11 protein-coding genes are annotated in these 11,374 nt (G+C 53.9%); 4 read left to right on the top strand and 7 right to left on the bottom strand.

Annotated features, from left to right (window positions below):
- Nucleotides 1-48: 48 nt before the first annotated feature.
- The 3 genes from KIF87_RS08370 to blr all read right to left on the bottom strand — a co-directional run bounded on the left by KIF87_RS08370 (nucleotide 49) and on the right by blr (nucleotide 1,148).
- Nucleotides 49-489, bottom strand: a complete 441-nt coding sequence (locus KIF87_RS08370) for a DUF2569 domain-containing protein (RefSeq protein ID WP_023335458.1) — start codon at nucleotides 487-489, stop codon at nucleotides 49-51.
- An 86-nt stretch (nucleotides 490-575) separates the two neighbouring features.
- Nucleotides 576-791, bottom strand: coding sequence for a transcription modulator YdgT (gene ydgT, locus KIF87_RS08365; RefSeq protein WP_013096896.1), 216 nt, complete (start codon nucleotides 789-791; stop codon nucleotides 576-578).
- A gap of 231 nt (nucleotides 792-1,022) precedes the next feature.
- On the bottom strand, nucleotides 1,023-1,148 hold the full coding sequence (gene blr / locus KIF87_RS08360; RefSeq protein WP_168112406.1) for a division septum protein Blr: 126 nt from the start codon (nucleotides 1,146-1,148) through the stop codon (nucleotides 1,023-1,025).
- 243 nt (nucleotides 1,149-1,391) lie between these two features.
- Here blr and KIF87_RS08355 point away from each other — a divergent pair, with 243 nt between their 5' ends.
- Nucleotides 1,392-2,432, top strand: coding sequence for an oxidoreductase (locus KIF87_RS08355; protein WP_159513987.1), 1,041 nt, complete (start codon nucleotides 1,392-1,394; stop codon nucleotides 2,430-2,432).
- Nucleotides 2,433-2,483: 51 nt separating this feature from the next.
- Here the strand turns inward: KIF87_RS08355 and add are convergent, their stop codons facing one another.
- The 3 genes from add to malX form a co-directional block, all read right to left on the bottom strand.
- Nucleotides 2,484-3,485 carry an adenosine deaminase gene (gene add, locus KIF87_RS08350; RefSeq protein ID WP_033145337.1) on the bottom strand — a complete coding sequence of 334 codons (1,002 nt, stop codon included), beginning with the start codon at nucleotides 3,483-3,485 and terminating at the stop codon, nucleotides 2,484-2,486.
- A gap of 96 nt (nucleotides 3,486-3,581) precedes the next feature.
- Nucleotides 3,582-4,754, bottom strand: a complete 1,173-nt coding sequence (locus KIF87_RS08345) for a MalY/PatB family protein (RefSeq protein ID WP_213328474.1) — start codon at nucleotides 4,752-4,754, stop codon at nucleotides 3,582-3,584.
- A 48-nt stretch (nucleotides 4,755-4,802) separates the two neighbouring features.
- Entirely contained in the window at nucleotides 4,803-6,395 is a 1,593-nt protein-coding gene (gene malX, locus KIF87_RS08340) for a maltose/glucose-specific PTS transporter subunit IIBC (RefSeq protein ID WP_213328473.1), read from the bottom strand.
- 177 nt (nucleotides 6,396-6,572) lie between these two features.
- Between malX and KIF87_RS08335 the strand changes: the two genes are divergently transcribed.
- The 3 genes from KIF87_RS08335 to KIF87_RS08325 all read left to right on the top strand — a co-directional run bounded on the left by KIF87_RS08335 (nucleotide 6,573) and on the right by KIF87_RS08325 (nucleotide 9,618).
- Nucleotides 6,573-7,601 (top strand): Mal regulon transcriptional regulator MalI, encoded by a 1,029-nt coding sequence (locus KIF87_RS08335; protein ID WP_121423508.1) that lies wholly within the window; start codon nucleotides 6,573-6,575, stop codon nucleotides 7,599-7,601.
- Nucleotides 7,602-7,836: 235 nt separating this feature from the next.
- Nucleotides 7,837-8,742 (top strand): hypothetical protein, encoded by a 906-nt coding sequence (locus KIF87_RS08330; RefSeq protein ID WP_213328472.1) that lies wholly within the window; start codon nucleotides 7,837-7,839, stop codon nucleotides 8,740-8,742.
- Nucleotides 8,743-9,165: 423 nt separating this feature from the next.
- On the top strand, nucleotides 9,166-9,618 hold the full coding sequence (locus tag KIF87_RS08325) for a hypothetical protein (RefSeq protein ID WP_213328471.1): 453 nt from the start codon (nucleotides 9,166-9,168) through the stop codon (nucleotides 9,616-9,618).
- Nucleotides 9,619-9,734: 116 nt separating this feature from the next.
- On the opposite strand, the gene KIF87_RS08320 is transcribed toward KIF87_RS08325, so the two are convergent.
- A complete protein-coding gene (locus KIF87_RS08320) occupies nucleotides 9,735-11,276 on the bottom strand; it encodes a YdgA family protein (protein WP_213328470.1) in 1,542 nt (513 codons plus the stop codon).
- Nucleotides 11,277-11,374: the final 98 nt, after the last annotated feature.

Genomic DNA, 11,374 nt, shown 5'->3' with positions numbered 1-11,374 from the left:
ATTATCGGACAAACCAACGCAGGCGACAACAGGTTATCTGTAGGGTTATTACGGGTTCACGAAGGTGTTTTTCACCCGCGTCGAACGCTTGAAATAGGGCACCAGCAGCGCCGCGGCCAGCAGTGGGAAAAGCAGCTGACGAACGGCCAGAGCGTCTGAAACGGGCGAAAAAGCAAAGGCCTTCACCGCCAGCAGGACCGAAATCAGCAGCCAGATGATGTAGTGCTTCGGCACACTCTTGCGGCGCTTAAAGAAGGCAATGGTCAGCCACAGCGTGTAGTACCACATTCCAATCGCGAAAACGAACGACACAAACCACATCGCAATATTCAGCACGCTTTGCGACATCAGGGTCTGGATGGCGTGAGGGGTAACTAATGCGGTGGTATACAGCAGCAGCGCAAGTGATGCGCTTAATAAGGCAACCAGCAGCCATGCCAGTGGGGCGATTAACCAGCCTCCAATGCGTTCTCCAGGCGTTGCGGTCATGAACTCTCCCATAATCTGCGCGAAATGTTGTACAGCCAGTTTGCAGGGCGGAGAGTATATAACATTTCGCGCGGATGGCTACTTTCTTATAAAACGTAACGCCATACGGACTTAGGCACTTCACCGACGTTGAACAAACGACCACCGGAAACCAGCTCCGCACGGCGATGGTCAGCGGCGCGATACATATTAATGATGTCCTGATTATCCGACAGGGTGTAGTTCAGATGGTCAAACAGTTTTTCCAGGCTCTCAAGCGAATTGATCTTGCGAAATTTTAATAAATAGTCCTGAACTGTCATATTAATAAGTTTCCATATAAAAGTGAGTAATACCAGTTAAGGTAATTCGTTCGAATAATAAACGGATTAATAAAGACGTAAACAGCCCACTCAGGTAACGCGACGAAATTAGGAGTTTTCTTTGCTGAAATTCAGGCATCAGACGATGCCTGGAAGAGAAGGTTAACCGTGTTCACCAGGGCTGGCAATAAGTAACTGACATATTATGTCACTCTTTATTGCAGTAACCGGTTACTTAGGTTGGGCGACTGTGACAGGCTCCGGCGGCTGGTAGTTATCGATATGGCTGGCAACGCCCAGCAAAATGACCGAAACCCCAAGGACAATCCATCCCGCTAATTCAATGATTCGATTAATAATTGACGTCATGATTCGTAATTGTACTTTATCCATAAATACAGGGCGCAAATGTTACAGCGACGTTTCCCCGACGGCAAGGGCTTTGGGAACGGTTCCCTTAAACAAAATCAGTAGGTTAATACTATGTAACAAAAACAACCCGTACAACCTGCTATTTTAAGTCATATGGCACATTATTAATCTGTGGTCATGCCAGGTTAGCCAGTGTGAAATAAGAACGTCATAAAAGAGGATGGCACTATGAGTGATAATATCCGCGTCGGGCTTATCGGCTACGGGTACGCGAGCAAAACGTTTCATGCGCCTCTGATAGCCGGTACGCCGGGGATGGCGCTGGCGGCGGTATCCAGCAGCGATGCCGCTAAAGTCCACGCCGACTGGCCCTCCGTGCCGGTTGTCTCTGAACCTAAACACCTTTTCAACGATCCTAATATTGATTTAATCGTCATCCCCACGCCGAATGACACCCACTTTCCGCTGGCAAAAGCCGCGCTGGAAGCCGGTAAGCACGTGGTTGTCGATAAGCCCTTTACCGTCACGCTGTCTCAGGCTCGCGAGCTGGATGCGCTGGCAAAGAGCCTGGGCAGGCTGCTGTCGGTATTCCATAACCGCCGCTGGGACAGCGACTTTCTGACGGTAAAAAGGCTTCTCAGCGAGGGCACGCTAGGGGAGATCCTCTTTTTTGAATCGCACTTTGACCGTTTCCGTCCGCAGGTAAGAAACCGCTGGCGCGAGCAGGCCGGTCCGGGCAGCGGTATCTGGTACGATTTAGCCCCGCATCTGCTGGATCAGGCCGTCAATCTTTTTGGTCTGCCGGTGAGCATGACGGTCGATCTGGCCCAGCTCAGGCCCGGAGCGCAGACAACCGATTACTTCCACGCGGTGCTCAGCTACCCGCAGCGGCGGATTGTGCTGCACGGCACGATGGTCGCGGCCGCAGAATCGGCCCGCTATATCATTCACGGTACGCGCGGGAGCTACGTGAAGTTTGGTCTCGATCCGCAGGAGGACCGACTGAAAAGCGGTGAACGTTTGCCGCAGGAAGACTGGGGCTATGACATGCGCGACGGCGTGGTAACGCGGGTGGAAGGTGAGGAGCTGGTTGAGGAGACCCTGCTGACGATCCCGGGGAACTATCCGGCCTACTATGCGGCCATCCGCGATGCGCTGAACGGCACGGGAGAGAATCCGGTTCCGGCCAGCCAGGCGATTCAGATTATGGAGCTGATTGAGCTGGGCATCGAATCTGCCAAACATCGCGCCACGCTCTGTCTGGCATAAGTTTAAACGTTTTGTAGGCCGGGTAAGCGTCAGCGCCACCCGGCAACGGTGTTAACCGCGAGCCACTTTATCTTTCAGCGCCTGTTTCTCTTCAGGCGTCAGGAAGGCAATTTCCAGCCCGTTGATCTGCGCCTGACGGATCTGCTCGCGGCTCAGACCCGCCTGCGGTGCGGCGATGTTGTACTCGTGGATGATATCCACGCCCTGAACCGCAGGGTCGTCGGTGTTCAGCGAGGCCAGCACGCCGTGCTCGAGGAACGTTTTCAGCGGATGATGCGCCAGCGTTGCCACGGTGCTGGTCTGAATGTTAGACGTCAGGCACGACTCAATCCCGATACGCTGCTCCGCCAGGAAATCCATCAGGGCGCGATCTTCTACCGCCTTCACGCCGTGACCGATACGTTCGGCACCCAGCTCGCGGATGGCCTGCCAGATGCTTTCCGGGCCAGCCGCTTCACCCGCATGCACGGTAATGTGCCAGCCGGCATCGCGCGCGCGGTTGAAGTGGGAGAGGAACAGACTGCCCGGGAAGCCCAGCTCGTCGCCGGCGAGGTCGACGGCGGTGATGGCATCGCGATGGGCCAGCAGCGCTTCCAGCTCCTGCAGGCAGGCGGCTTCGCCGAACGTACGGCTCATAATGCCAATCAGACGGGCCTGAACGTCGAAGGTTTTACACCCTTCGCGGACGCCTTCAATGACGGCTTCCACCACGCCTGCAACGGGCAGGCTGTGGGTCATCGCCATGTAGCCCGGCGAGAAGCGCAGCTCGACGTAATGCAGGCCGTTACGGGCCGCATCTTCAATGTTCTCAAACGCCACGCGGCGGCAGGCATCCAGCGAGGCCAGCATCTTCACGCCCCAGTCGAGTTTGCTCAGGAAGCTGACCAGGTCCGGTTCATTGGAGGTCACCTGTACGTGCGGGATCAGCGACTCAAGCGTCTGCGCTGGGAGCGTTAAATTGAACTGGCGGCCAAGATCGAGGATGGTTTGGGCACGAATGTTACCGTCAAGGTGACGATGAATATCAGTTAAAGGCAGGCGTGTATCAATCATGGTCGCACTCTTTTCTGGTTAAAGTGCGCCATATTATAAAAACAAAACGGGGTAAAAAGCTATTTGCGCAAGGGAATATTCCGTTGCGCAAATTGATTACAGGAGTGCGTTAATCCCGGCAATGAGGCGTTGAACGCCTTGTTCCAGCTTGCTGCGCGGGCAGCCCGCATTCAGGCGAACAAAGCCATTTCCCTCTTTGCCGTAGGTATATCCCGGCATGATGGCGACCTTTTGCTGCTCGATCAGCACTTTTTGCAGCGTCCGGTCGTCAATATTCAGCGGGCGCAGGTCAATCCAGGCCAGATAGGTCGCTTCCGGCGGCTGCCAGTTCAGTTTCGGAAAAGCGCTGTTTACTTCCTGCGCGATATACAACAAATTCTCTTCCAGATAACCCCGCAGGGCATCCAGCCACGGCGCTCCCTGCTGATAGGCGGCGATATGCGCCGTCAGCGCCAGCACGGAAGGGGAAGAGAGGCCGTCCCGGCCTTTTAGCGCGCTGAGATAACCGTTACGGCTCTCCTCATCGCCAATCAGGCCGTAAGCGCCCGTCAGCGCCGGAATATTAAAACTTTTCGACCCAGAGGTGAGAAGCGCCCATTTGCCGCGCGCCACCGCGTTCCACGGCGTGTGACGATGCTCTCCCCACACCATATCCATGTGTATTTCATCGCTGATAACCGCCACGTCATAGCGTGCGCACAGTTCAGCCATCTGCGTCAGCTCCTCCCGCGTCCAGACCTTGCCGGTCGGGTTTTGCGGGCTGCACAGCAGCAAAATTTTGTTTTCAGGTTTCGCGAGGGCCGCTTCCAGCGCAGCCATATTTCCCTGCCAGCCAGCGGCATGCTTTTCCATCTCGACGGGCACCACATGACGCGCATTGCCTTCAATGGCTTTGTAAAACGCATCGTATGCCGGGGTGTGTACCACCACGCCGTCGCCGGGGTTTGACCAGAGACGAATCAACTCAGAGACCATATATATGACGGAAGGGCCATAAACGATCGATTCGGTCTCAATCTGGCTGTTAAAGCGCTGCTGGAACCAGTGCGCGACGGCGGCGAGAAACTCATCGTTCTTCCAGCGGCTGTAGCCCAACACGCCGTGATTGATGCGCTGATGCAGCGCGTCGGTAATGCAGGGTGCGGTGGCGAAATCCATATCCGAGATGGTGAAGGGCAGCAGGTCGGCCGCGCCAAAGCGGTCGGCGACGTAGTCCCACTGCGTACACCAGGTGCCGTGTCGATCCACGACGGTAGAAAAATCAAACATGACGTTAATCCTTAAAGTAAAACCCCCTCATGAGAGGGGGCTGAGGCATCAGGCTTCTACTGTTCGCATCAGGGTAGCCAGCTCATCCTTCACCGACTGCACCTGCGGGCCGATAACCACCTGCAAATTGTGCTGATTTAACTGTACCACGCCGATGGCCCGGTTGGCTTTCAGGGCGTTGGTATCCACTTTTGACATATCCGCCACCGACAGACGCAGGCGGGTAATACAGTTGTCCAGAGAGGTGATGTTATCCGCACCGCCCAGCGCCGCCAGAATGGCCGGGGTGTTATAGCCGGATTTGCCCACGGTCCCGGCAACCGCCTGTTCAACGCTGCTCGCCGTATCAACATCGCGGCCAGGCGTTTTCAGGTTAAAGCGGGTGATGGCGAAGCGGAAGATGCCGTAATACACCGCAAACCAGATAGCCGCCACGACCGGCACCAGATACCACTTGGTGGACAGGCCGTGCAGGATCCCGAACACAACGAAGTCGATCACGTTGCCGTCGGTGTTGCCGATGGTCACGCCCAGCACCGCCATCACGGTAAAGCCCAGACCGGTCAGCACCGCGTGGATGAGGTACAGCACCGGTGCGACGAACAGGAACAGGAATTCGATTGGCTCGGTGGTACCGCCCACGACGCAGGCAATGACGCCGGAAATCAGCAGGCCTTTAATTTTATGACGGTTTTCCGGGCGCGCGCAGTGGTACATCGCCAGCGCGGCACCCGGCAGGCCGCCGAGGAAGGCAGGCATTTTACCCTGAGACAGGAAGCGGGTGGCGCTTTCGGAGAAGCCGTGGGTGGTCGGGCAGCTCAGCTGCGCCTGGAAGATGGTCAGCGCACCGCTCACGTCGTGACCGCACACCTCCATCGTACCGCCCGCTTCGGTGAAGCGAATCAGGGCCACCAGGATATGCTGCAGGCCAAACGGCAGGAGCAGACGCTCGCCGGTGCCGAAGATCATCGGACCAAAATCTCCCGCGCCGTTGATGATGCGGCCAATGCCGTTGATCCCCATCGCAAAGACCGGCCAGATCAGCGGAATGATCAAACCAAACAGGCCCATCACCACCAGGGTGATAATCGGCACGAAGCGGGTACCGCCGAAGAAGGCCAGGGCATCCGGCAGGCGGATATTGTGGAAGCGCTCGTGCAGCATCCAGATAATCACACCCGCGATCACTGCACCGAGGATCCCGGTATCAATAGACTGGATGCCAATCACGCTCTGAATGTTGTTGGCTTTCAGCACGGCAGCGTCGGTGGTTGGCAGAATGCCTTTCGCTGTCAGCCAGAAGTTAACCGCCAGGTTCATCACCGCGTAACCCACAAAACCGGCAAACGCCGCGACGCCTTTGTTTTCACGGGCCAGACCCAGCGGGATAGCAATACAGAACATGACGGGCAGGAAGCTAAACGCAAAGGAGCCGACTTTACTCATCCAGATGAAGATCGCCTGCAGCACCGGGGTACCGAGGAACGGGATCAGCGTGATGACGTCTTTACTGCTTAGCGAGCTGCCGATCCCGAGCATGATCCCGCAGAACGAGAGGAGTGCCACGGGCAGCATAAAGGTTTTACCCAGTTGCTGGAAAAATTCCCACAGCGATATTTTTTGTGCTGCTTTCGCCGTCATAAAACGACTCCTTTATTGTTAAAATCAGTTTGTCTGCTTCAATGCTGCGAGAAGATAAAACGTTTTATCAAAGTTTAGTGCGCGCTAAATCACATTCTCAGGCTTTGACTGGTAGTATAAAGATAACGTATTGATAAAACGTTTTACCGATCTCATTTTAGGGAGTCACGCTGACACATGGCTGTAGCGAAAAAAATCACCATCAACGATGTCGCGCTGGCGGCGGGCGTTTCCGTCAGCACCGTTTCTCTGGTGCTAAGCGGGAAAGGGCGCATCTCTCCTGCAACAGGTCAGCGGGTGAACGAGGCGGTTGAACAGCTGGGCTTTGTGCGTAACCGCCAGGCGTCGGCGCTGCGCGGCGGGCAAAGCGGGGTGATTGGCCTCATTGTTCGCGACCTGACGTCACCCTTCTATGCGGAGCTGACCGCCGGGTTAACCGAAGCGCTTGAAGCGCAGGGACGAATGGTCTTTCTGCTGCACGGCGGTCGCGAGGCCGATCAGCTTCTCTCCCGACTCGATATGCTGCTGAACCAGGGGGTTGACGGGGTGATCGTCGCCGGAGCGTCGGGCGTGGGCAGCGAACTGTGCGAGCGTGCCGCCGCGAAAGGCGTGCCGCTGGTGTTTGCTTCGCGCGCCAGCTACCTGGACGAGGCCGATACGCTGCGCCCGGATAACATGCAGGCCGCGCAAATGTTGACCGAGCATCTTATTCGTCGCGGGCATCAGCGCATTGCCTGGCTGGGCGGTAAAAGCTCGTCCCTGACACGGGCCGAGCGGGTAGGCGGCTACTGCGCGACGCTGATTAAATACGGCCTGCCGTTCCACAGCGAATGGGTGGTGGAGTGTGAATCCAGCCAGAAGAAAGCGGCGGAAGCGATAGGCGCGCTGCTGCGAAGCAGTCCGACGATCAGCGCCGTGATTTGCTACAACGATGTGATTGCCATGGGCGCCTGGTTTGGTCTGATCCGCGCCGGGCGTCAAGGCGGCGAGGGCGGGGTGGAAACCTTCTTCGGCCACCAGGTGGCGCTCGGGGCGTTCGCCGACGTCGGTGAAAACGCGCTCGACGACCTGCCGATCGTCTGGGCTACAACTCCTGCCCGGGAGATGGGCTACACCCTGGCGGACAGGATCATGCAGCGCATCGACAATACGGATGTGCAGGCCGGGCACCAGATTGTGGCGGCGCGGCTGGTGACGGTGAAGTAATCTCCGCTGCACATCGCCCGGCGGCGCTTCGCTTGCACGGGCCTACAAAGGCTCGGGATCGTAGGCCGGGTAAGGCGTAGCCGTCACCCGGCTAGAAATTATGTGTAATAGTACTATCTGCTATTTATTATATCTTATATGCATGATTCTTATGTGCTGCGCTTAAGTGGAATAAATGATATATTCATAAGTCATTACTTTTATATAATGATGCTAACTCTTATGGAGGGATTCTATGCCCAGCCCAGATCTTTTTTCTATTGTTATAGCTATCAATCATCTATCCGATTCCGTGAAGGAAACTAAAGAAATAGTAAAGCAGGTTAATAATATCGATTGGGCTAAAGATTATATTATGCCATTTTTAACGCTTTTGCTCTCAGCCGCTGTTGCTTACTTGAGTGCTAAGTCTGGTTATAGATGGCAGGATAAATTTCTTACAAATAAGCTTAAGATAGATACTGTCAACAAGACAATATTGGGCTTTCAGAATATGCAGGGGACATTATTAAGTCTCAAGGGAAATTATGCAAATAATTTATCTGAACATCCATTGCAACGCACTATTGCAGTACCGCAAATGATCTATTCATTCTCACCGTTAAATCTTAATTATGAGCATCTTCTTCAAGTTATAATGACAGATGATATAAGCATTAAAAATAAATCGTGGTTAAGTATCTCATCATACGTGTCAGTGCAAGATCAATTTAATCAGTTAGATAAGGTTATTCAGGAACGGAATTCTTATGATTATAAAATAAAAGATAGCTTGGCTCGTGAATACGAACGTAAATCCTTTAGCGTGGACGAGATACTCTCTAATGTCAATTCTGTAGATTTGCATAAATACATAGAGTTAACTGAAATTATCATTAACATGATTGATAACTTAACGATCTCGGTAAATGACTTCTTAAGGAATTTTCCTGAAACTGCAAGTCAGCTAATCGGGAAGGATAAATCTAAATATTATAAAATGGTTCAAGGATACAAAAATGAGTCAGAGTTAGTGAAGAACTTGCAAAAAAGAACTGTGCCACTTGACTTTGAATTGGCTGAGGAAATATTAAATATACCAAGTGCTGATATAAAGAGAATACTATGTGATCAAAGTTACACAATACAAACCCCAAAATGATGGGTGAGTGTATAAAAGTTTGAATTTGGGTTTTTTAATTATAGGGTGTATTGCAATTTATAATATATTTTGGATGGAAGTGTTATCGAATGCACGACTTCCTTTTTTGGAATCATGCTCGCATAAATTTGATAAATCCTGTGCAGATACATAAAATTAGTTCCTTAAATTTTCCATTCAGTATAAGTTGCCCCCACTGCGGCAAATTCCGCAGTCAGGCGTGGAAACCTGATCTATCATACGACGACACAGTTTTAGTGTCGGGGCAGCGCATATCCTTGTAAAATCAACGGTGGCGCTGATAGGGCAGTCGAAAGGCTGGCTGAAGACCGTGTGATTCAGTTTCCACCCCTGTCAGCGCCGCCACCCTCTGAGCGTGGAAACTTAGACGGTGGCCTTAAAACATCACACGGAGGCTGCCATATGGCTACAATCCCAACCCTTGCTAACCCTCATTCCACTGACAGTATTGCCTGCCAACTTCTTGACCTGCCGATACCCTCAACGCTGGATCTCTTCGAACTGACGGATTGCTGCTGCGCTTTTGTTAACGTGCTGCTGGAAACCCACGACAAAGCAGAGCGCTTAGCGCTGTGTGGCCGTCTGGCTTTTACTCTCGATGAGCTAAAAAACCGATGCGATGCAGATCTACCGCCTCATCTGGTTGAGCGACTGAGCACCGGGTTACCTGCGCAATCCTGTATTCCGGATTGCTGGCAAGATACTGCGATGCTGGTGGGATATGCTCAGGCACTTAATCAGGCATTGTTGAGCCAGACTCTGGCAAGTGCTGTCTCGCAAGAACTTGCTGGCTTATTGCATGACCTGGTTTATCTCCTGGCTGACTTTATCAGAGAACCTTATCTGCAGCACTGAGGTCACGCCCGGCGGCGCTGCGCTTGCACGGGCCTACAAAGGCTCGGGATCGTAGGCCGGGTAAGCGTCAGCGCCACCCGGCAATAAAAAACCCCTCATACGAGGGGTTTTGACGTTTACTGCTGCGGTGCCGCCGGTGCCGCCGGTGCCGCCGGTGCTGCCGGTGCTGCCGGTTCCGGCATCCCCAGCGTTGGCATACCAAACATGCCGACAAAGTCTTCCAGCGGCATCTTGTCGCCGTTGAGCGTTACCTGGCCGTTGGCGTACTGCAGGCTGGTGGAAATGGTGTTGTTTTCCACTTTGGTGATGCGGAACATCTGGCCCATTGCCGCCAGACCTTTCACCTGCTGGTTTGCCAGCTTGCCTGCATCCTCATCGCCGTAGCCTTCCAGCTTCGCAATCTGGGTCATAAACTCGGTCGCCATATCCATCGGGATGGTCAGCTTGCTGTCGAGCGACTTCACGCTGCGATCCACTTCCTGCGCCAGCGTCTGCGGTTCACCCGTTGCGGCTGCCGGATCTTTCAGGAACAGAGACAGGTTGAAGCTGGTTTCGCCTTTGCTGTTTTTCCAGCTCAGCGGCGCGACGGTTACCACCGGCTCGCCTTTCAGCAGGATAGGCAGGTTGTTGAACAGTACCGCCATCGCCTGCTGCTGGTACACCTCAGGGTTCTGCTGCAGCGCGGCATCGGTCAGCAGCGCCTGGCTCTCTTTGCTGTATTTCTGGCTAAACTCGTGCCACGCCTGGCCGTCGATATTGCCGATCTTCAGCGACAGTTTGCCGGTGCCCAGATCCTGATTCTGCACTTTCAGGCTTTTCAGCGTGTAGTCCAACTGGGTGTTGATGCTCTTACCGTCTTTGGAAACGTCGGATTTGCCGTTGACGTCCATGCCTTCCAGCACGGCCATCTCTTTTCCTTCAACCGCAATGGCAACCTTGTCGAGAGACAGTTTTTGATCGCCGATACGCTCCTGGAAATCGGTCATTCGGCTGTTGCCGTCGGCTTTCAGGTTGCTGAAGGTGAGCTGAACCTTTTGGTTATATTCGTTCACGGCATTGACCAGGCCACTTTCCGCTTCACCCGTCAGGGAGAACACGTTTCCGTCGCGGTCAGCATCGAGTTTAAAGTGGCCGCCGCTGAAGGCGACTTTCTCATTCTCTTTCTCGTAGTTCAGCGCTTTCAGGGCAATGTCGGAACTTGTGTCACCGGCATAGCTAATTCGGGTATTAATGTCGAAAGGCGATTCATTCTTCGCCAGGTCAAACAGCGGTTTGGTGACGTCGTTATTCACCAGTACGGTATGAACGGACGCCATCGACGGGATCAGGTTAAAGGACTTCAGCTGCGCCAGCGGCAGCGGACCGTGGCTCACCACCTCGTCCAGCACCACGCTCTGGCCCGGTTTCAGCCAGCCGTTTTCAGCACCGGCAACCGGCTTCACCACCAGCTGCATACGGCTGGTAAACACGCCGCGATGATAGTTCTGGTAGCTCAGCTCAAGGCCCGCCTCCGGCGCGCTGCGCGTAATCTCTCCGTTAGCCTGCGCCACCATCTCAGCCAGACGGCCTTCCAGCTGTTTCCCGGTAAACCAGGAGGCACCCGTCCAGACCACGCCTAACGCTACAATCACTCCAACCGCTACGACCGATTTTTTCATTGCGACTATCCCTAAAATGAAACCAGGCGGTAAAAACCGCCTGGAGATATTAAGCCTGCAACTAGCTTAGCAAGAGTTGTTAAAAAATTCAGTAAGTG

Origin of the sequence: Enterobacter sp. 120016 (genome assembly GCF_018383635.1) — a bacterium.
Lineage (GTDB): Bacteria > Pseudomonadota > Gammaproteobacteria > Enterobacterales > Enterobacteriaceae > Enterobacter > Enterobacter asburiae_D.
Note: the sequence above shows the minus strand (reverse complement) of the source record. Positions and strands in the feature narration are given on the sequence as shown.